Consider the following 20,262-nt stretch of genomic DNA (forward strand, 5'->3'; position numbering starts at 1 on the left):
ATACCGCTCATCCCCATCGCCTTGACGAGATCGTCGACTGAGCGCGTCGAGATGCCCTGAATGTAGGCCTCCTGAATAACCGCCGTCAGAGCCTTTTCCGCCATGCGACGCGGCTCAAGGAAACTCGGGAAATAGCTGCCCTTGCGCAGCTTTGGGATGCGAAGCTCGACCGTTCCGGCTCGCGTCTCCCAGTCCCGGTCGCGGTAACCATTGCGTTGGGCAAGCCGCATCGGGTTCTTCTCGCCGTAACCAGCACCGGTCGCACCGCCAACCTCCAGCTCCATCAGCCGTTCGGCCGCAAAGCCGATCATCTCGCGCAACAAATCCGCGTCCGCGCTCTTCTCAACAAGCGAGCGCACGTTCATCATATCCTCGGTCATCGGTGGTCTTTCCATCAGGTTGGTCTTGAACAACCCGACCCTACCGGAAAACACTGGTGACCACCGCTACCCTGCTACACCACTCCCTGGGACGTCATCTTTCGAAGAAATAGCAGCATGAGCAGTGCACCGATTAACATCGGAGGTAAGGCTTTTCTCCAGCTCATTTCGGTTGAAGCAAGGCGTGCATATAGGATATTTGCAAGCATTTCGCAGAAGAGCGACCAGGCAGGACCTAATATGAAGGGTTGCCCCAGCAGCGATATAGGCAAAAATAAAGCATTGAATAAAAAGGTTATGCCCCAAGATAAAAGGGTGACGCCGTTGATAGCCTCGAGCCTCCCTAAATCATAGCCCGTCATTAAAACGAGACCAACGATAAACATTGGGTAAAGTCTAACCAGGCGACGCCAAAGGAAAGACCTTTCGGGCATTCCGTTCACAAGTTTGCTATCATAAGCGTGAGCTATGACAAAGCCGCTTAAGACGAAGAAGAAATCAACGGCTAGATAGCTTGACTGAAATGGCCGGCCGCCGAACGTCTCTGAGATATGCCGTTGTGCTACCAATATCGCCGCAATTCCTCGAAGGGCATCCAAAAATATATAATGACGCTTGGTGGGTTCAACCTTGGCGTTGGCTGGCGCTGCGTCAAATATATTGGCCTGGTAAGCTGAAGTCATGGGGGGTTCTTTAAAAAGACAATTTGAACGCAGCAATTTTGCAAGATAGAACTTATCAGGATGACATTGACGTATAGATAACGCCTTGTCGGTGAGAAGTGGCATATCAGTTGGCATTTGCCCAGTCGACAAGCTGCTCCGAACCTAATTTGGCAATCACCAAAAGTCTCAGGTCGAATTTCCGCTCGATGGTTGAAAAATAGAAAATTCCGGGTGTTCATCGGAAGATACTCAAACTGTCGAATACATGGCATCAATTGCTTGTTTAAGGCACGAGTATTATCGCTTCGATCCAGGCGGGAACTATTTCCGGACAGGCACGTAATCAAGCCCGCCGTCGATTTGTGACGGCCTACCATCGAGGAAAAGCTCGCCGATGCGCGGCGCGGAACGGGCGATGATCTTGCCGCGCTTGATGACGGCGAGGCGATTGGGCTTCAGGCGCAGTGCCTCCAGCGTGTCGATGGCCTGCAGCACCACGAGGTCGGCGTTGCAGCCTTTCTCCAGGCCATAGCCTTGAAGTCCCAACGTCCTGGCGGAGTTGACGGTGAGCGCGTCGAAGATCTTCTTCTTGTCTTCAATGCCGGCCATCTGCGCGACATGGATGGCCATATGGCCGACTTCGAGCATGTCACCCGAGCCCATCGAATACCAGGGATCCATCACGCAATCATGCCCGAAGGAGACGTTGAGCCCGGCATCCATCAGTTCGCGCACGCGCGTCATGCCGCGCCGTTTGGGATAGGTGTCGTGCCGGCCCTGCAGCATGATATTGATTAATGGGTTGGGAATGACGTTGATGCTTGCTTCCGCCATCAAGGGGATGAGCTTGGAGACGTAGTAATTGTCCATCGAATGCATCGAGGTCAGGTGCGATCCGGCAACGCGGCCCTGCAGCCCAAACCGGATGGTTTCTGCCGCGAGCGTCTCGATATGGCGCGACATCGGATCGTCGGTCTCGTCGCAATGCATGTCGACGGGAAGACCGCGATCGGCCGCGATCCTGCAAAGCGCTTCGACCGAGGCCCTGCCTTCGTCCATCGTCCGCTCGAAATGCGGGATGCCGCCGACGATATCGACACCCATGTCCAGCGCGCGTTCAAGGGAAGCCACACCATCCTTGGCGCGGTAATAGCCATCCTGCGGGAAGGCGACGAGCTGCAGGTCGATATAGGGCTTGACCCTTTCCTTCACCTCCAGCAGCGCTTGCGCCGTCACCAGCCTGGGATCGGACGTGTCGACATGGCTGCGGATGAAAAGCAACCCTTGCGTCACGGCGAGATCGCAATAGCGCAGCGCACGCTCGACAAGCTCCTCCTTGGTCACGATCGGGCGCAGCTCTCCCCAAAGGGCGATACCTTCGAGAAGTGTGCCGGAAACATTCATGCGCGGCAGGCCGAGCGAAAGCGTGGCATCCATGTGGAAATGCGGATCGACGAAGGGCGGGCTCACCAGCCGGTCGGTCGCGTCGATCTCTTCTTTCACTTCTGCCGCGATCGAGGCCTCCACGGCGACGATCTTGCCGTCTTTAATCGCGATATCGAGGCCCTTGCGACCATCGGGCAGATTGGCATTGCGAATGACCAGATCGAACATGAAAAGGCTCCCCGGATTATCTCTCGCCACGGCGATAAGGTTGCATCAGCGCCTGCGGCACGCGAGCCCGCCGGCTCATGACGGCAAGGGCAACAATGGACAGGATGTATGGCGTCATCAGGAAGATCTGATAGGGCACGCCCTGCACCGCGGTCTGCAAGCGCAGTTGGAAAGCGTCGAAGAAAGCAAAGAGCAGGGCACCGAACAGCGCGCGGCCCGGTCGCCAGGACGAAAAGACGACCAGCGCGATGCAGATCCAGCCGCGGCCCTGCACCATCGTCGGAAAGAAACTGTTGAAGGCGGACAAGGTCAGGAAGGCGCCACCCATGGCCATCAGTGCGCTGCCGGCAACGATCGCGCCATAACGGATCCTCATGGGATTGAGGCCCTGCGCTTCCGCCGCATGCGGGTTTTCGCCGGTCATGCGGATCGCAAGCCCGATCGGCGTGCGGAAGATGAGGTAGGCCATGACGAGCGCCATCAGGATCGCCAGATAGGTCGGCGTCGTCTGCGTGAAGAGCGCTGGACCGATGAAGGGCAGGGTGGAAAGCCCAGGAATGGCGATCGGCTGGAACGGCGTGATGGTCGGCGGCGTTCCGGCAACCGGCACGACCAGCCGGAAGACGTAATAGCTGAAGCTGGATGCGAAAAGCGTCACGCCGAGTCCTGAAACATGTTGCGACAAGCCGAGCGTCACCGTCAGTGCCGAATGCAGAAGCCCGAAAATGCCGCCGGCGATTGCTGCGATCAGAAGGCCGGTCCAAAGATCGGCACCATGATAGGCCGAAAGCCAGCCGATCATAGCGCCGAAGGTCATGATGCCTTCGATGCCGAGATTGAGGACACCGGCCCGTTCGCAAAGTAGCGCACCAAGGGTACCAAAGATCAAGGGTGTGGCAATCCTCAGTACGGCAGCCCAAAGCCCGGCCGATGCGATAATGTCGATCAGCGTGCTCATCGGCGGATCCTGTACTGCGTGAAGAACAAGGCGATCAGCATGGTCAAGAGCGACAAGGAGACCGTGACGTCGGCGATGTAAGTGGGGATGCCGAGGCTGCGGCTCATGCCATCGGCACCGACGAACATCGTTGCGGTAAAGATCGCCGCAAGCACGACGCCAAGCGGGTTGAGGTTGGCAAGCATGGCAACGACGATGCCGGCATAGCCGAAGCCGGGCGATAGATCGGTGGTGACGTAACCTTTGACGCCCATCACTTCGATCGCGCCGGCAAGACCGGCAAGCCCGCCCGAAAGACAGGCAACCTTGACGAGCGTCGCGCCGAGGCGAACGCCGGCAAAGACGGCGCCCGACGGATTGAGGCCTGCTGCCCGCGACTGCATGCCGAACACCGTGCGCGACTGGACGAAGTAGACGATTGCCGCGATGACGATTGCAATTGCAAAGCCGATGTGAAGGCGTGATCGGGCAATCAGCTTCGGCAGCATGGCGTGATCGGCAAGGGCTTGGGATTGCGGCCAGCCGAATGCCGTCGGGTCCTTCAGCACGCCATCGATCAGCATGGAGACGAAGAGAACGGCGATGAAATTCAGGATCAGGCTGGTGACGACCTCATCGACGGAAAAGCGCAGCCGCAGCCATAGCGGCACGAGGATCAGGATCATACCGGCGATGGCGCCGATGACCATCAGGAGTGGAATGAGGATCGGGCCAGGCAGGCCGGAAAGCATCTTCGAGCCGAAGGCCGCGACCGCGATAGCTCCGAAATAGAATTGCCCCTCGGCGCCGATGTTCCAGAGGCGGGCACGAAAGGCGACTGCGGCCGCCAAGCCCGTCAGGATCAAGGGTGTGGCGCGGGTCAGCGTCTCCGTTGCCGAAAGTCGCGAACCGAAGGCGCCCAATAAGATCCGGCGATAGGCCTCAAAGACTGGCGCGCCGGCAATCGCGATCAGGATGCCGGCCAAGGCGAGCGCTGTGATGATCGCAAGCAAGGGAGCAAGGGCCATCACGTAGAGAGGGCGGTGTTCGCGCCGTTCAAATCGCATGTTCGATCCCGCTCTTTTCTTTCCATTCCCCGGCCATCATCAACCCCAGCAGGCGTGCATCGGCCTCTTCGGCCTCGATCGATGCCGACAGACGCCCGCCGACAATCGCCTGGATGCGATCGGCCAAGGCGATCACTTCGTCCAGGTCCTCCGAAATCAATAGAACAGCGGTGCCCTGTCGGCGCGCTTCCAGAATGCGACCGTGAACGGCGGCGACTGCCCCTTCGTCCAGGCCACGGGCCGGCTGAGCGGCAATGAGGATACGCAGGTGTTCGTGGAGATTGCGTCCGAGGATCAGCTTCTGCATGTTGCCGCCGGACAGGAGCCGCGTGCGGGTCGCAGCATTACCGCCGCGCACGTCGAAGGTGTCGATGATCTCCCGCGCAAACGCCAGGCCGGCTCGGCGGTCGACCAGGCCGCGCTTCGAATAGGCGGATAGGCGCTCGAGCGCGGCATTTTCCCAGATCGCCATTTCGCCGATTATGCCGTCGCGGTTTCGGTCTTCCGGAATGCGCCCAATGCGTGCCTCGATGATGGCGGCCACGTCGAGATCGCCGACAGGCTGACCGAACAAAAGAAGTTCACCGGATGAGCGGTTTGACGTGCCGGACAGGATCTGCCCCAAAGCGGCTTGGCCGTTGCCCGATACTCCGATAATCCCCAGAACCTCGCCGGCGCGGACATGAAAACTGATCTTTTTCAAGCGTTCGACACCGCCGGTCCTTACGGTGATATCGCGAGCTTCGAGCGCGACGCCGCCGGGTAGGCTTTTCTCGCGGGTCGGGCGCGTGACGCGATGTCCGACCATGAGCTCGGCAAGCTCGGCCTTGCTGGTCTCGGTTGCCTGCCTTTCGGCCGCAACCTTGCCGCCGCGCAGGACGACGATACGGTCGGCCGTCGCCATGACCTCGTCCAGTTTGTGAGAAATGAAGATCAAGGACAGGCCTTGGGCCGCCATCTGCTTCAGCGTCGAGAAGAGCTTTTCCGCTTCGATCTGGGTCAGAACGGCGGTCGGCTCGTCGAGGATCAGAATGCGCGCATCGTTGTAAAGTGCCTTCAGTATTTCCACCCGCTGCTGCTCGCCGACTGAGAGATCACCGAGGCGCGCACCTGGATCGACCTTCAGGCCGAAACGTTCTGAGATTGCCAAGAGCTTTTTGCGGGCAGCCGTCGTATGAGATTTGTGCGACCACAGCCTTTCCGTGCCCGTCATGATGTTTTCGAGCACGGTCAGGTTCGGCGCCAGCGAAAAATGCTGATGCACCATGCCGACGCCGGCCCGGATTGCCGCGCGCGGTTTGCCCTGAGGCAGTTCCACATTGTCGACTAGGATACGGCCGGCGTCGGGCACATAGTGCCCGAACAGAATGCTCATCAGTGTCGTCTTGCCGGCGCCGTTCTCGCCAAGCAAGGCGACGATCTCGCCCTTTGCCAAAGACAGCGAGATGTTGTCATTGGCAACCGTGCTGCCGAAACGCTTGCTGACACCTTCGATGGAAAGGACTGGGATGCTCATGTCGGAAGGCCTGCAATCGGATAGCGGTGTTGCCAACGTTGCTCGGCCTCGAGCGCAGATGCAAGCTGCAGCAACAGGTTATCCTCGCCCATGCGAGCCATAATCTGAACGGGCAGCGGCAATCCTTCGCCATCTTCGCCGAAGGGAAGTGTGATCGCCGGGAAGCCGGATATGTTGGCGAGGGCAGCGAGAGGCGCGAAGGACGTCATGCGCTCGAGGTGCAACTCAGTGTCGGAATGATCCGTGGGAAAAGACCCGATCGGCGGCGGTGCCGAGGCGAGCATGGGCATGACGACGGCATCCACCCTGTCGAAGATTTCCCAAAGAATGCGACTGGCCCTCACGGCGCCATTGAGGGAGCTCCAAAGTGCCATTGCCGGCATGGCGCGTCCGCGCATGATAAACGCCTGCGTCATTGTCTCCGTCGCCAGCATATCCAGTCCAAGGTCGTCGATCAGGCTGGCGATATTGACGGAAATGATATCGCCAAAGGCGCGGGTGCTGGCCTGAACGGCGCTTTCCATTTCGTCCCAACGAAGGGATACCAGCTTGTTTCCCAGGTTTTCCAGCGCGCTGGCCGCTGCTTTTATGGCTTGAGCCCGCTCGGTTGCGATCGGATAGTGCTGTCCGGCGTCCGAAAGAAGCCCGAGGCGAAGCTTGCCCGTCTTCAGCGCGGATTGCGCGATATCCGCGAATGGCCCCCTTGTTCTTCCCCGCACGATATCGAAGATCGCTGCGCTATCACGCACGGAACGGGTGACGGCAAGTTCGCTGGCAATGCCGCCAAGGTGATTTCCGAAGGAGGGACCAGCCGGCACGGCGCCGCGCGTCGGCTTCAGTCCGACAAGGCCGCAACAGGCGGCCGGCACCCGGATCGAGCCGCCCGCATCCGTTGCATGCGCGATTGCCACGATGCCGGCGGCGACTGCAGCTGCTGCACCGCCCGAGGAGCCGCCGGCTGTTCTATCTTGGTCCAAGGGGTTTCGGCAGATCGGGCCGATTGCCGGCTCGGATGCGAGCGAGAAGCCGAATTCCGGGCTGGTGCTCAAGCCGAAGGCGCAGAGGCCGGCATTGCGAAAACGGCTCGCCAAATCGCTGTCGGCGCCTTTTCCCGCCCGGGTGAACAGGCGGGAGCCTGCCGTCGCCGGCAGTCCTGGAAACGGGCCGCCGAGATCCTTGGCAACCGTCGGCACGCCTGCGAACGGCCGCAACGCAAAGCGCTCTGGATGCTTCGAGGCTTCCTGATCCATGGCTCGGGCAGCGGCAAGCCCGGTGTCCGGATTGAGATAGGCGATGGCGCCAAGCTGTTCATGCGCGTCGCAGGCGGCAAGTGCCGCCTGCATGGCATCCACACAGGCAAGCTTGCCAGACTTGATCGCGCCGGCCAGCTGGGTGGCATCGGCGAATGATGGGCTGCCCATGATAGAGCCGGAGAATTACTTCGGCTGATCCGGTACTTTCGGCACTTCGAAGGTACCGGCCTTAATGTCGGCACGGACCTTTTCCATTGCGGCTTCCGCCTCTGCCGGAGCAATGCCCTTGACATAGACGATGTCGCTGCCGCCTTCCTTCATCAGGCCGTAGGCCGTGTAGTTGCGGCCGACGGGCTTGCCGGCGGCAACATCGGCGATCGCCGCATTGAGGATGGGACGGAAATACCACATGGCATTGGCAAAGACGGTATCAGGATAGCGCGGCGTATAATCGATCAGCGATCCCACGGATTTGATGTGACGCTCCTTGGCGGCATCCGCCGTGCCGATACGCTCGCCGAAGAGAACGTCGGCGCCGGCATCGATCTGCGCAAGACCAGCCTCGCGCGCCTTCGGCGGATCGAAGAAGGTGCCGATGAAGGAGACGAGGTGCTTGCAGTCCGGGTTGACCGCCTTGATGCCGGCGGCAAAGGCATTGATCAGCATGTTGACTTCGGGGATCGGGATCGCGCCGACGGAGCCGACGACATTCGACTTGGTCATCTTGCCCGCCAGCATGCCGGCGAGATAGGCGCCGTCATAATTCCATGTGCCGAAGACACCGAAATTACTGCCGGCGGCCTCGCCGCTGGAGCCAAGGACGAAAGCCGTGTCTGGATAATCGGCGGCGACCTGACGTGCCTCCTTCTCCACGGCATAGGCCTCGCCGATAATCAGCTTGTTGCCCTGCTCGGCATATTCGCGCATGGCGCGGGGATAGTCCGTGCCCGAGACGCCCTCGGAAAACACATATTCGATCACTCCTTCCTTGGCTGCGTCTTGCAGCGCCTTGTGAAGACAGGAGTTCCAGGCATTTTCGACCGGCGAGGCATGAATGCCTGCGACCTTGAGCGGCGCAGCCGCGCGGGCGGCTGGCGCCAGCGTGCTGACGCCGAGGGCAATGCCGGAGGCTATGACGGCACGGCGCGAGAGTATGATTTGATTGGTCATTTTTCAGTTCCCCTGCTTTTTGATCATTTGGTAAAAATCATAGGAGGGGGCTAAAAAAGTGTCAAGCAACAGGCGTGCCCAAATAATATGCGAAGCGCATGATGTCTGCTCGTCACATTCGCCAATAAACAGTCCATGTAGCCGGTATTCAATCGTCTTGCAGGTTGTCTCCCATGGCGGCTTGCGCCAAATGTGGAATTCACAGCGCTTAATGCCAAGAATGCTTATTTGAGGACCGATAGGAGCGGGAGCGGCAATCGGTAAAATCCGTTGAAACAATTGTATTCTTCGTTAACTAGCTCACTTCACTCAATGTTTTGGTTTTCGTGCGATAACCGGACCAAAGGTAAGGTGATCCATGCAAGAGCTTCCAGTTTCATCAAAAATCATTAAATCCGTCTTCTTCGGCCCGGACGACGGGCGACTTTACATCCGTTTCAAAAACGGCGAGGAGCGTCAGTTTACCGGCGTTCCGCAGAAGGCCGCAATTGCCATGGTGAAGGCACCTTCACCCGGCCAGCACTATATCGAGCATATCCGCACCCAGTTCGAACGCGTCGCTTGAGACGATAGTTCAAAGCCGGCCGTTTCGCCTTGAAGATGCCGGATGGGGCTTGTTGCTCTCCGGCCACAAGTTGCCTGCATGCTGGGTAGGCTTATCCATTAATGCATTGATAAACGACGAGTTGCGCTATCTACATCGGTCAGGACCATCTCCCAGGGAGGACGCGGCGTGATTGATGAAAAGCAGCTTATATCCAAGATCACCTGGAGGCTCATGCCCTTCCTGGGGATCCTTTATCTGATCGCCTACATCGATCGCCAGAACGTCAGCTACGCAAAACTGCAGATGGTCGGCGATCTCGGCATGAGCGAATATGCCTATGGTCTCGGCGCCTCGCTGTTCTTTATCGGCTATTTCATCTTCGAAGTACCGAGCAACCTGCTTCTCGACCGATTCGGAGCAAGCAGATGGTTCGCGCGTATCCTGATATCCTGGGGTGCTGTCACGGTCGCGCTCGCCTATACGCAGAACGCCACCATGTTCTATATTCTTCGCTTCCTGCTCGGCGCCTGCGAGGCAGGCTTCTTTCCCGGTGTGCTCTATCTGCTGACCCTTTGGTATCCTTCGGCCTATCGCGGCACCATGGTCGGGCTTTTCATGATCTTCAGCGCCTTTGCCAATGCGATCGGTGCGCCGCTCGGTGGCGTGCTCCTGGATCTGAATGGGCTCTATGGCATCGCCGGCTGGCAGTGGGTCTTCCTCGTGACCGGCGTTCCCGCGATCATCGCCGGCTTCGTCACGCTGTTTTACCTGCCGGACCTGCCTGCCAAGGCGAGTTTTCTCGACGATACGGAAAAGCGCTGGCTTGAAGATAGGCTCGCGGTCGAAAACTCGGCCATGGAGCAAAATGCCGCCGATGGTTTCAAGGCGCTTGTCAATCCGCGCGTGCTGCTGATGGCGCTTTGCTACATCGGTTTTCCGCTGGCCGCTTATGGACTCAGCTATTGGTTGCCGACCATCGTGAAGAATTTCGGCGTCAGCAATACGACGAACGGCCTCCTCAACATTATTCCCTGGCTCCTGGTCGCCATCGCCCTTTACGCAGTGCCGGCAGCGGCGGACAAGGCGGAATCGAAAACGCCCTATATCGTCATCCCGGCTTTGATCGGCGCCATAAGCCTGGTCTTATCCGCTGTCATTCCCGACCATACGCTGCAGTTTGCTTTCCTTTGCATCGCTGCCGCCGGCATCTTCGCCGGCCAACCGGTCTTCTGGAGCCTGCCGTCGCGCTTTCTTCAGGGCGCGGGTGCTGCAGCCGGCCTTGCCGCAATCAACTCCGTCGGTAATCTCGGCGGATTCATCGCCCAGAACGTCGTCCCCTGGATCAAGGATTCCACCGGAAGCACCATCGCACCGATGTTCTTCCTTGCCGCTTGCCTGCTGGCCGCGGCGCTATTGGTTTTCGTCATCGGACGCATGGTGCCACGCACGCCGCGGCGAGGCGATCTTGGCGATGCAAATGCGGCGCGCGTGAAGTGAACACGAGCGAAATCAGGCGATCACTCGCCCTGGTGAAAAGGACGGGGGCTCTCCAGGCGCTAAAGTATTTTTTCGCCATGAGCAGAGTACTTTGGAATCGGCCTGCCATTGGCCGCGATGGCAACAATGCGTCAGAAGTGGACATTAGTGCTGGTAAGTGCGTTGGCCGAAATTGGGCCGCGAGCGGAATGTCCGCTATTGGATGTCAGAGACAATCATGTCGCCTTCAGTTGGAGCGCGGCAACCGGTCGGCAGATTGGCTTGAGAAATAGCGTGCGGGCGTGGTGCCGAGCGCCTTCTTGAACATCACGATGAAGGCGGTCGGGGACTCGTAGCCGAGATCGCTCGAGACCCTCTGCACCGACGCGCCGCTGGCCAGTTCGCGCAAGGCGATGACAAGATGCAACTGGCGCCGCCACCGGCCGAATGTCAGTCCGGTTTCTTCGACCATCAGCCGCTTGAGGGATCGCTCGCTCATGGCGACATGTGCCGCCCAGTCAGCAAGTGTGCGGCGATCGCTTGGGTCATCCGTCAAGGCAGCGGTGATCGCGTTGATCTTGGGATGATGGGATGCGGGCAGCGACAGCGCCTCTATCGGCATCTGCGCCAGTTCGTCCAGCATGACCCTGACCAGACGCTCAATATGTTCATTCCCGGCAAAATTGACCGGCACATCTGCCAGGCGCAGGATCATCTCACGCAGCATCGGCGAGACAGAAAGGGTGCAGCACTCCATAGGCAGCGCCGCTGCGCCGGGCTCGACGAACAGGTAAGAGAGATGGGCGTTGGACGTGGCCTGGTTGCTGTGAAGAATGCTCCCCGGTATCCAGACGCCGCAATCCGGTGGAACAATCCAGAGGGCGTTCTCCGTCCTGCAGGTGACGGCGCCGTGCAAGGCCATGACAAGCTGTCCCTGGCGATGCTGGTGCAGAGGCACTTCGGCCTTGTACTGGCTGAAGTCGAGACGCACGGCGAATGCCGTGCGATCCACATTATCGGGATCGAACTCAGCATAACAGCTCAGCAACGCTTCGGAAGATTGGCCTGATTTAGAGATCATGTGGCATTATCTCCAAATTCGCCAGAACCTGCAATGGGCTACCGTTCAGTGATCAATCATTGAACGGAGTGTGTTATGAGAATTGCTGTCGTTGGTGCAACGGGACGAGTTGGGGGCAAGCTTACCCGAACCCTTTTGAGCGCCGGGCATCAGGTCAGGGCCCTGTCCAGAGGTGGCCCGGCGCTGGAAGAGCTGGTTTCGCTCGGCGCAGAGCCCTTCATCGGAAGCTTTGATGAGGGGACGGGTGATCTCCACGCATTTTTCCGCGATGTCGATGCCGCGTTTCTGATGGTCAAGACAGACTGGAACAAGATCAAGACAGACTGGAACGACTTCGAGGGTCACTATCGCGTCGTGGCTCAGCGTTTTGTCGATGCGCTTGAAAAGTCCGACGTCAAGCTGGCCGTGAGCCTGACCGCCATGGGGTCCGAGGTCAACGCGAAGACCGGCCATTTCGAGTGCTTCCACCATCTCGACACCAAGCTCAACGAACTGGGCTCGATCAATCTGGTTCACCTGCGTGGCGCCTGGTTCATGGAAGATACGGCTCAGTGGATCAGGCCGGTTGCGAGATATGGCCGCATTGGGTGGTCCTGCCTGCCGGATCTGAAGATGCCATGGGTGGCAATCGATGACATCGTCTGGCTGGCTGCCAGGGAACTGACCAATCCGAGAGGCAGACACCGGGTCAACCTTGAGGTCGGTTCTGAGGACATCTCCATGAATGACCTGGCCGCGATCATCTGCGCTCAGATCGGCAAGCCGGTCGACTATCGCTACATCGACACGAAGCGCGAAGAGGTGAAAGCCGAATTCATCGGGCGGTTCGGGACGCCGGAAAAATGGAATTACGACGTACTGACGACTGAAGCCCTGAACAGCGGCCTCGTCAAGTTCCACGGGCAGCACGAGGATCGTCCGCAACTGCCGACGTCGATGGAAGCGTTCATCCGCGACGTCTGGAAGCCAAGCTACCTGGCAAACGCGGCGCCCCTGGAAGATGAGCCGGAGACCTTTGCTCTGTGGTGCGCGAGGGACTAACCCCCTCGCAGGCAGCTCATTCCGGCTGGCTGCAGTATCCCTAACGTCGGCCTATAGCCGACGCTGACGAGGCGATACGACCAGGGGAATGGCAGCTTCCGGGCGGTCCCACGAACCGCCTCCTGTCCGAAATGAAGGCGCGAAGGCGCCTCTCGGTAGACGAACTTTCCTTGTCCGCTTAGGGCCGACTGCGGTCATGGCACAAAGTGGAACCGCGAAGTCCAGCGGCTCCACCTTTGAGTTAGCGGCTGAGCGATAAAGGTCGTCAGAGATTGTCACGCAAAGGCATAGGAGCCGTCTGGACGCTTCGGCACGCGCCGCTGCCAATGGATGTAGCCTTCCTCCTCCATCGCCTTCTCGTCCATGTCGACACCCCAGCCGGGTCGGTCGGGCCTGAGCTCGAGATAGCCGTCCTTCGGCAGATAGGGATCGACGACGTAGCGGGTTTCGCCTTGTCGCTGCTCGACTTCGTTGCCGCCATAGACATAGGCCTGGCCCTTCGGCAGCCGGTATTCGAGGATCTTGAAGTTCTGTGCGGCGGCCGAGAAGTGCACGTTGACGGCGGTGGCGAGCGGACCCATCGGATTATGCGGTGCAACGCCGACGAAATGCGCTTCGGCGATCGTCGCGATGCGGCGCATCTCGCTGATGCCGCCGACGACGCAGATATCGGGCTGGATCAGGTCGGCGCCCTTGACCTGCAGCAGGCGCAGAAACTCGTTGCGGTTATAAAGGGACTCGCCGGTCGCCAAGACGCAGTTGAGGCCCTGCTTCAGCTCACCCCACATTTCGATGTTCTCGGGACGCAGCGGCTCCTCGTAGAAAAGCGGATCATAAGGAGCAAGCGCATTGCCGAGCTGGCGTGCGGCGACCGGTTCGAAGATCTTGGCATGGGCGTCAAAAGCGATCTCATAGTCGTCGCGCACGGTTTCGCGCAGCGAGCGGAAATAATCGGCCGATGCCTTGACGACATTGCCCCAGCGATGGGCATGCATGTCGATGCGCCAGGGGCTGAGCTTGAAGGCGGTAAAGCCCCATTCGGCATTCAAGCGGTCGAGCTCGTCGCGTGCAGCCGGCGCATCCGGTGCGGTATAGACGCCGGCATAGACCTTGATGCGGTCGCGCACGGCGCCGCCAAGCAGCTTGTAGACCGGAACATTGAGGGCCTTTGCCGAGAGATCCCACAGGCAATGGTCGAGCGCGGAAATCGCAGAAAGCCCCAAAGCGCCGGGCGGAAAGCGGCTCTGCTGGATCAGCAGGTTGACGAGATAGTCGATGCGGCTCGGATCCTGGCCGGCGATGAAGCCATAGAGATAGTCGAGGATCGGCGGCAGCGCCAAATCCGGGCCGTGATTGTAGCATTCGCCCCAGCCGGTCAGTCCGTCATCCGTATCGAGCGCTACGATGACGCGCGGCCGATCCTTGTCGCGGGTCATGAATACCCGCATGCGGTCGATCTTCATCTTACCTTCCTTCTATCGATTGACATGAATGCAGCATGGGAGATGCCGCAGGTTGGGAAATCGCCGCCGTGCCGAGCCGACGGCGGATCCGTGGCGAATGGGTGCCGGGGCAATGTCGAGGTAGCCCCTCACGCGGCACTGCCGTTCTTCACGGTCTCAGGCTCGACATAGCGGAAGCGTCGCGAGCGATCCCGATCGCGGGGATCGGGGCGCGGGATCGCTGAGATCAGCGCCTGCGTATAGGCATGTTCGGGTGAATTGCAGACCTTGTCGGCATCGCCGACCTCAACCAGCCGCCCCTTGTACATGACGCCGACGCGATCGCACATGTAGCGGATAACGCCGATGTCATGGCTGATGAAGATGTAGGCAAGGCCAAGTTCATCCTGCAGGCTCATCAAGAGATCAAGCACCTGCGAGCGCACGGAGACATCGAGAGCCGACGTCGCCTCGTCGGCAACGATGACACGCGGATTGAGGGTGATCGCACGCGCAATGCCGATACGCTGGCGCTGGCCGCCGGAAAAGGCATGCGGATAGCGCTCGCGCGTCCTTGGATCGAGGCCGACTTGCTCCATCAAATGGCAGACGCGTTCGTCGAGCGCCCGGCCTTTGGCGATGCCGTTGACGAGCAATGGTTCACCGATGATCTGTGAGACGGTCATGCGCGGATTGAGCGAGCCGAACGGGTCCTGGAACACCATGCGCAGTTCGCGGCGCGCTGCCGCCAAAGCCGTTCCCTTGGCGCTTGCCAGATCCGTGACATCGCCATCCGCGCGGCGATAGAGGATTTCCCCGGCAGTCGGATCGATAAGGCGCATGATCGAGCGGCCCATCGTCGTTTTGCCCGATCCGCTCTCGCCGACGATGCCAAGCGTTTCGCGCGGCAGAAGCGAGATCGAGACATCGTTGAGGGCGCGGACCTCGCCAAAGGCCATAGACACATTGCGCAATTCGAGGATCGGCGCAGCGGATCTGTCGAGCGGCGGCCGGGCAAGGCGGATTTCGGCCTTCCTTTCGAGCTTCAGAACCGAGCCGATCAGCATGCGGGTATAATCGTCCTTCGGCGTATGGAAGATCTGCTCGACCGGCCCGTATTCCTTAACGACGCCGTTATGCATGACGAGCACGTCATCAGCGATCTGGGCGACCACGCCCATGTCGTGGGTGATGAACAGCACCGCCATGCCATTGGCCTTCTGCAGCCGGGCGATGAGGTCGAGGATTTCTGCTTGGGTCGTTACGTCAAGCGCCGTCGTCGGCTCGTCGGCGATCAGAAGCTGCGGTTTGCAGGCAAGCGCCATGGCAATCATGGCGCGCTGGCGCATGCCGCCCGAATATTGAAAAGCGTAGCGGTCCACGGCCTTTTCCGGGGAGGGGATTTCCACCTGCTTCAGAAGCGAAATCGCCTCGGCACGCGCCTCCGCCTTGCTCATCTTCGTGTGAAGGCGAAGTGCTTCCATGATCTGGTCGCCGACGGTGTGGACCGGCGAGAGCGAGGCCATCGGCTCCTGGAAGATCATGGCAATGTCGCGCCCGCGGATCGATCTGATCTGACGGCCGCGCGGATTGAGCTTGACGAGATCGACCGAACTGCCGCCGGCCCCATTGAGGAGAATCGAACCGCTGGTGATGCGGCCGGGGGCATCGACGATCTGCAGGATCGAGCGTGCGGTCACGGATTTGCCCGAGCCGCTCTCTCCGACGACGCAAAGCGTCTTTCCAGGTTCGATGGCGAAGGAGAGATTGTCGACCGCGCGAAACGTGCCCGTTCGCAAAGGGAAGTCGACAGTCAGGTTCTTGACCTGCAGCAGCGGGCGGGCATTGCTCATGGAAACGATATCGATCATGCCGGCCTCATTTGTTGTAGGGATCGGCCGCGTCGCGCAGGCCATCGCCGAGAAGGTTCAGAGCCATGACGGCAATGACGACGGCGACACCTGGCAGGAACAGCCATGGGGCCGTTGCGATCGAGCGGATGTTCTGTGCCTCGCGCAGCAGCACGCCCCAGGAGATGGTCGGCGGCTGCAGACCCAGTCCGAGGAAGGAAAGGGAGGTCTCTGCCAGGATCATCGCCGGCACCGCAAGCGTGATGGACGCGATGATATGGCTCGCAAAACTCGGCAGCATATGGCGGAAGATGATGCGCCCCTCACTGGCGCCATCGAGCCTGGCAGCGTCAACGAATTCTTCCGTTCGCAGCGACAGGAAGCGACCGCGCACGACGCGGGCAAGCTGCGCCCAGCCGGTCAATGACAGGATGATCGTGATCATCATATATTGAAGTGCCGCCGGCCAGCCTTGCGGCAGGGCGGCCGCCATGGCGAGCCAGATGGGAATGGTCGGCAGCGACAGCACGAAATCGATCAGGCGTTGGATGAAAAAGTCGAGCTTGCCGCCGTAATAGCCTGAAATCCCTCCGAGAACGATGCCGAGCAGAAGCGAAAAGAACACGCCGACGAGACCGATCGACAGCGAGATCTGCGCGCCCTGAACGGTACGGCTGAAGACGTCGCGACCGAGCCGATCCGCCCCGAACAGAAGAAGGGGCGTCGACTTGTCCGAGGATGCCAGCAGATGGATGTTGCTCGTGAAAAGCCCGAGCACGGAATATTCATAGCCGCGCCCGAAGAGGGTCACGGAAACCCGTTTGGTCGTATCTTCCTTGAAGATCGCCGCCAGTGTTTCCGGATCGCGCGTGAGCTTCAGCGGATAATAGTGCAGCCCTATGGAGAAACCGTTCCCGGTATCGATGAAATGCACGCGCTGCGGCGGATGGAAAGTCGCCCGCGCATTTTGCTGATAGGGATCGTTGATGGCAAAGAAGCCCGGCACGATCGCAACGATATACATCATCACGGTGACGACGAGGGCGACCATGGCGAGCTTGTGGCGGCGGAAGGCCCACCAGATCAGCTGCCATTGTGAGGCGACCGCGGCGCGGTCGGGGCGGAGATTTGTAACGGCAATATCGGCCATGGGCTGCTCCTATTCCAACCGGATGCGGGGATCGACGAGGGCAAGCAGGATGTCGCTGATGAGTGACCCGATCAGCGTCAACGCGCAGATCAGCAGTATGAAGGCACCGGCAAGATACATGTCCTGCGCCATCAGCGCCTGGAGCAGCAGCGGTGCCGCCGTCGGCAGGTTAAGAACGATCGCCACGACGACCGACCCCGAGATCAGGTTGGGCAGCAGCCAGGCAATGGTCGAGATGAAGGGATTGAGCGCGATGCGCAGCGGATATTTGACCAGCAGCCGGAACTCCGAAAGGCCTTTGGCGCGGGCGGTCGTCACATAGGGTTTGGGCAGCTCGTCAAGCATGTTGGCGCGCATGACGCGGATGAGGCTTGCTGTCGATGAGACGGCGAGAATGATGACGGGAAGCCAGATATGCGCGAGCAGGTTCAGCATCTTGGCGATGCTCCAGGGCGCGGTCTCGAATTCGGAAGAGAACAGACCGCCGACATCCTGGCCGAACTCCACCGCCGCAACATACATCAGCACCAGAGCGAGCAGGAAGGACGGGATGGCGAGGCCAAGGAAGGTGAAGGCGGTAAAGAGATAATCGCCGATCGAATATTTCTTGACGGCGGAATAGACCCCGATCGGCAATGCGATCGCCCAGGTGGCGATGAGGGTCGCAAGCGCCAGCACGAGGGTCAGCGCCATGCGCTCCCAAATCAGGCCTGAGACCGGTTGTTGCCATTCGAAGGAGATGCCGAAATCGCCGCGCGTGACGATGTTCCAGATCCATTTCAGATATTGGATGAGCATCGGTTGGTCGAGGCCGAAGCGTTCGCGCAGCTGCGCGGCGGTGTTCTGATCGACCACCTCGTTCGAGGAAGCGAGCGTGGCGATATAGGTCGTCACATAGTCGCCTGGGGGCAGCTGGATCAGCACGAAGGCGAGGAAGCTGATGGCGAAAAGGGATGGGATCATCCATAAAAGGCGTTTACCGATGAAGACCAGCATGGCTATTTCTCGCAGTGGGTGCTGCAGCAAGCAGCTCGGCATGAAGGAAAGCGCCGCCCATACAAGGCGGCGCCAAATTCGTGTCATCAGCTGGTGAAGAAGAATTGCTGCGGCATGGCCGGCCCCGGATTGGGCCATGACCAGCTGTCCGGCTGTTTTTCCGGCACATTGTGCAAATTGTTGCGGATGATCCCAAAGCCGCCGACGCCAAGGCAAAGCCCAACGGTTTCAAACTCTTCGGCGGCGATGTCGAAGATCTGCTTCATGACGGCGCCGCGCTTGTCGAGATCGGCCGTCGAGCGGGCCTCGTCGAAGAGCTTCATGCGCTTCTTCTGGCTTTCCGGCGGCTCTTCGCCCTTCTTGCCGTTCGATGTGTACCAGACCGTCCACGGAATGGCGTAGCGCGAGCCCTGCGGATGGAAGGCGAAGAAATCACGCGGATCGAGCATGGGATCGAGGCCGCCTGGCCCCGGCCAGACCTGGGCGTCATGGGCATTGTCATCACCGCGGGTGTAATAGAGCGCGCGCTCGATCGTGTTGACTTTCATGTCGACGCCGATCTGCGCCCAATGTGCCTTCACCAGTTCGAGAGCGTCGACCAGATCGGGATAGAGGGTCGGAATGACGTCGATGGCGAAGAAGACCTTCTGGCCGTCCGGCCTCAGACGGAAGCCGTTCGCATCCTTCTTGCCGTAGCCGGCCTGATCGAGCATGGCGCCGGCCTTGTCGGGATCGTAGCCGGTGAATTGCCGCGCGTATTTTTCATTGTACCAGGGATGCTCCGGTCGCGGCCCGGCCTGGTAGGGCTGGCTCTGGCCGAAGTAGACGATGTCGATGATTTCCTGCCGGTTGATTCCGAGCGAGAGCGCCTGCCGGACCGATTTGTCGGCAAACATCTTGCGCATGGCCGGATCTTTGTGGGTGATATTGAAGTAGATCTGGCATTGCTGCGAGGTCGAAGGGACAAGAGTTAGAAGACGATAGTCACCCTTCTTCATGTTCTGCGACAGCGTCGGCTTGTTAGCAAGCACGCTGATATGGCGTTCCTGAATATCGATCTTGCCGGAGATGACGTTCAGCATCAGCGATTCCACATCCTGCGAAATGCCGAAATTGATCTCGTCGACATAGGGAAGCTGGTTGCCTGATGTATCGACCTGCCAGAAGTAGGGGTTGCGGGTCATGACGACGCGGGTGGCACCGCCGGTATAGGGCTCCTTGACGACCCAGGGATCGAGCGTCGGCTTGTCCGGATTGCCCCAGCGCGAGGGGATCTCGATGTCGCCGCAGCGCGCGCGGAAAAATTCGGGCCAGCTGTTGGCGCCTGCCTTCTTGGCATCCTCGGCAACGTTCGGATTGTATTTCGGCAGGAACTGGCTGCAATAGTGCTTGGGAAACAGCGTCGGATGCTGGCCAAGCGGGGTTGCGAGGTTTTCCAGATAAAGCGCGTTCGGCGCCGCGAAGGTGAATTTCACCGTGTAGTCGTCGATCTTCGTGACATCGACGGCCTTGCCGGCGACCGAAAGCTGCGCGGGTGCTGCGCTATAGAGATCGGTATTCTTGACGCAGTCCTCGATAGCGAAGACGACGTCGTCTGCGGTGAACGGATGGCCGTCCGACCAGCGCGCGCCCTGGATGAGATAGAAGGTGAACTGGGAGGCATCGGCATTGACGTCCCAGCGCTCGGCGAGGTTCGGCAACACCTGGGTGAATTCGAGGTTCCAGCGCACCAGGCTTTGGTTGCCCACCATGCGCAGGATACCGTTGTGGTCGGAGGAGCCGCGCAGGCCCCGCCGCAACGTCCCGCCATACGTGCCGACCTTTTCGTAAGGCGTGACCACCATGGGCTTTTTCGGCAGCCGGTCGGCCAGCGGCGGCAGCTTGCCGTCCTTGACCAGTGCAGCCAGGGCGGGCGCCTCGCCACCTGCATCGGCAGCGTTGAGACGGCCGGCCAGAGACAGGGCTGCCATTCCCGCCATGCCTCCGAGGACGGCACGCCTGCTCACGCCGCGGGACACTGTTTCATCGCGCATCGATTCCTCCCGTTTTGATCTCGGCCGGGTTTTCCCTGAGCCGA

17 protein-coding genes are annotated in these 20,262 nt (G+C 59.9%); 3 read left to right on the forward strand and 14 right to left on the reverse strand.

What is annotated here, in order from left to right; translation table 11 throughout:
• The 8 genes from ACPYOP_RS20005 to ACPYOP_RS20040 all read right to left on the reverse strand — a co-directional run.
• Positions 1 to 380: transposase (locus ACPYOP_RS20005; RefSeq protein ID WP_481412084.1), on the reverse strand; the 380-nt coding region annotated here is incomplete at its 3' end.
• Positions 381 to 454: 74 nt separating this feature from the next.
• The gene (locus ACPYOP_RS20010) at positions 455 to 1,168 is read right to left on the reverse strand and encodes an acyltransferase family protein (RefSeq protein ID WP_481412085.1); all 714 of its coding nucleotides are present in this window, start codon (positions 1,166 to 1,168) and stop codon (positions 455 to 457) included.
• Positions 1,169 to 1,366: 198 nt separating this feature from the next.
• The gene (locus tag ACPYOP_RS20015) at positions 1,367 to 2,659 is read right to left on the reverse strand and encodes an amidohydrolase family protein (protein WP_481412086.1); all 1,293 of its coding nucleotides are present in this window, start codon (positions 2,657 to 2,659) and stop codon (positions 1,367 to 1,369) included.
• Between the two features lie 16 nt (positions 2,660 to 2,675).
• Entirely contained in the window at positions 2,676 to 3,617 is a 942-nt protein-coding gene (locus ACPYOP_RS20020) for an ABC transporter permease (protein ID WP_481412087.1), read from the reverse strand.
• A complete protein-coding gene (locus ACPYOP_RS20025; protein ID WP_481412088.1) occupies positions 3,614 to 4,663 on the reverse strand; it encodes an ABC transporter permease in 1,050 nt (349 codons plus the stop codon). Before ACPYOP_RS20025 ends, ACPYOP_RS20020 begins: the two co-directional genes overlap by 4 nt.
• Positions 4,653 to 6,179, reverse strand: coding sequence for an ABC transporter ATP-binding protein (locus tag ACPYOP_RS20030; protein ID WP_481412089.1), 1,527 nt, complete (start codon positions 6,177 to 6,179; stop codon positions 4,653 to 4,655). The genes ACPYOP_RS20025 and ACPYOP_RS20030 overlap by 11 nt, the downstream gene beginning before the upstream one ends.
• Positions 6,176 to 7,600: an amidase gene (locus ACPYOP_RS20035; RefSeq protein WP_481412090.1), complete on the reverse strand. Its 1,425-nt coding sequence runs from the start codon at positions 7,598 to 7,600 to the stop codon at positions 6,176 to 6,178. Before ACPYOP_RS20035 ends, ACPYOP_RS20030 begins: the two co-directional genes overlap by 4 nt.
• Before the next feature lie 15 nt (positions 7,601 to 7,615).
• Positions 7,616 to 8,602, reverse strand: coding sequence for a BMP family protein (locus ACPYOP_RS20040; protein WP_481412091.1), 987 nt, complete (start codon positions 8,600 to 8,602; stop codon positions 7,616 to 7,618).
• Positions 8,603 to 8,960: 358 nt separating this feature from the next.
• Here ACPYOP_RS20040 and ACPYOP_RS20045 point away from each other — a divergent pair, with 358 nt between their 5' ends.
• Together ACPYOP_RS20045 and ACPYOP_RS20050 are read left to right on the forward strand one after the other, a co-directional pair.
• Complete coding sequence (locus ACPYOP_RS20045) at positions 8,961 to 9,167, forward strand: KTSC domain-containing protein (RefSeq protein ID WP_481412092.1); 207 nt, start codon at positions 8,961 to 8,963, stop codon at positions 9,165 to 9,167.
• A 168-nt stretch (positions 9,168 to 9,335) separates the two neighbouring features.
• Positions 9,336 to 10,646, forward strand: coding sequence for an MFS transporter (locus ACPYOP_RS20050; protein WP_481412093.1), 1,311 nt, complete (start codon positions 9,336 to 9,338; stop codon positions 10,644 to 10,646).
• A gap of 226 nt (positions 10,647 to 10,872) precedes the next feature.
• On the opposite strand, the gene ACPYOP_RS20055 is transcribed toward ACPYOP_RS20050, so the two are convergent.
• Positions 10,873 to 11,706 carry an AraC family transcriptional regulator gene (locus ACPYOP_RS20055; RefSeq protein ID WP_481412094.1) on the reverse strand — a complete coding sequence of 278 codons (834 nt, stop codon included), beginning with the start codon at positions 11,704 to 11,706 and terminating at the stop codon, positions 10,873 to 10,875.
• Positions 11,707 to 11,781: 75 nt separating this feature from the next.
• On the opposite strand from ACPYOP_RS20055, the gene ACPYOP_RS20060 reads away from it, so the two are divergent.
• A complete protein-coding gene (locus tag ACPYOP_RS20060; RefSeq protein WP_481412095.1) occupies positions 11,782 to 12,747 on the forward strand; it encodes an NmrA family NAD(P)-binding protein in 966 nt (321 codons plus the stop codon).
• Positions 12,748 to 13,022: 275 nt separating this feature from the next.
• Here ACPYOP_RS20060 and ACPYOP_RS20065 read toward each other — a convergent pair whose 3' ends face one another.
• The 5 genes from ACPYOP_RS20065 to ACPYOP_RS20085 form a co-directional block, all read right to left on the reverse strand.
• A complete protein-coding gene (locus ACPYOP_RS20065) occupies positions 13,023 to 14,210 on the reverse strand; it encodes a galactarate dehydratase (RefSeq protein ID WP_481412096.1) in 1,188 nt (395 codons plus the stop codon).
• Positions 14,211 to 14,338: 128 nt separating this feature from the next.
• Positions 14,339 to 16,060: an ABC transporter ATP-binding protein gene (locus ACPYOP_RS20070; protein WP_481412097.1), complete on the reverse strand. Its 1,722-nt coding sequence runs from the start codon at positions 16,058 to 16,060 to the stop codon at positions 14,339 to 14,341.
• 7 nt (positions 16,061 to 16,067) lie between these two features.
• Positions 16,068 to 17,189 carry an ABC transporter permease gene (locus ACPYOP_RS20075; protein WP_481412099.1) on the reverse strand — a complete coding sequence of 374 codons (1,122 nt, stop codon included), beginning with the start codon at positions 17,187 to 17,189 and terminating at the stop codon, positions 16,068 to 16,070.
• 9 nt (positions 17,190 to 17,198) lie between these two features.
• Positions 17,199 to 18,185, reverse strand: coding sequence for an ABC transporter permease (locus ACPYOP_RS20080; RefSeq protein ID WP_481412100.1), 987 nt, complete (start codon positions 18,183 to 18,185; stop codon positions 17,199 to 17,201).
• 86 nt (positions 18,186 to 18,271) lie between these two features.
• Positions 18,272 to 20,218: an ABC transporter substrate-binding protein gene (locus ACPYOP_RS20085; protein WP_481412101.1), complete on the reverse strand. Its 1,947-nt coding sequence runs from the start codon at positions 20,216 to 20,218 to the stop codon at positions 18,272 to 18,274.
• Positions 20,219 to 20,262: the final 44 nt, after the last annotated feature.

Source organism: Rhizobium sp. KNZ2-6A (genome assembly GCF_056755475.1).

Excerpts from the sequence above, each read along its gene's own strand:
- ACPYOP_RS20010 (WP_481412085.1), bottom strand. The coding sequence starts at position 1,168 with ATGCCACTTCTCACCGACAAGGCGTTATCTATACGTCAATGTCATCCT.
- ACPYOP_RS20015 (WP_481412086.1), bottom strand. The coding sequence starts at position 2,659 with ATGTTCGATCTGGTCATTCGCAATGCCAATCTGCCCGATGGTCGCAAG.
- ACPYOP_RS20020 (WP_481412087.1), bottom strand. The coding sequence starts at position 3,617 with ATGAGCACGCTGATCGACATTATCGCATCGGCCGGGCTTTGGGCTGCC.
- ACPYOP_RS20025 (WP_481412088.1), bottom strand. The coding sequence starts at position 4,663 with ATGCGATTTGAACGGCGCGAACACCGCCCTCTCTACGTGATGGCCCTT.
- ACPYOP_RS20030 (WP_481412089.1), bottom strand. The coding sequence starts at position 6,179 with ATGAGCATCCCAGTCCTTTCCATCGAAGGTGTCAGCAAGCGTTTCGGC.
- ACPYOP_RS20035 (WP_481412090.1), bottom strand. The coding sequence starts at position 7,600 with ATGGGCAGCCCATCATTCGCCGATGCCACCCAGCTGGCCGGCGCGATC.
- ACPYOP_RS20040 (WP_481412091.1), bottom strand. The coding sequence starts at position 8,602 with ATGACCAATCAAATCATACTCTCGCGCCGTGCCGTCATAGCCTCCGGC.
- ACPYOP_RS20045 (WP_481412092.1), top strand. The coding sequence starts at position 8,961 with ATGCAAGAGCTTCCAGTTTCATCAAAAATCATTAAATCCGTCTTCTTC.
- ACPYOP_RS20055 (WP_481412094.1), bottom strand. The coding sequence starts at position 11,706 with ATGATCTCTAAATCAGGCCAATCTTCCGAAGCGTTGCTGAGCTGTTAT.
- ACPYOP_RS20060 (WP_481412095.1), top strand. The coding sequence starts at position 11,782 with ATGAGAATTGCTGTCGTTGGTGCAACGGGACGAGTTGGGGGCAAGCTT.
- ACPYOP_RS20065 (WP_481412096.1), bottom strand. The coding sequence starts at position 14,210 with ATGAAGATCGACCGCATGCGGGTATTCATGACCCGCGACAAGGATCGG.
- ACPYOP_RS20070 (WP_481412097.1), bottom strand. The coding sequence starts at position 16,060 with ATGATCGATATCGTTTCCATGAGCAATGCCCGCCCGCTGCTGCAGGTC.
- ACPYOP_RS20075 (WP_481412099.1), bottom strand. The coding sequence starts at position 17,189 with ATGGCCGATATTGCCGTTACAAATCTCCGCCCCGACCGCGCCGCGGTC.
- ACPYOP_RS20080 (WP_481412100.1), bottom strand. The coding sequence starts at position 18,185 with ATGCTGGTCTTCATCGGTAAACGCCTTTTATGGATGATCCCATCCCTT.
- ACPYOP_RS20085 (WP_481412101.1), bottom strand. The coding sequence starts at position 20,218 with ATGCGCGATGAAACAGTGTCCCGCGGCGTGAGCAGGCGTGCCGTCCTC.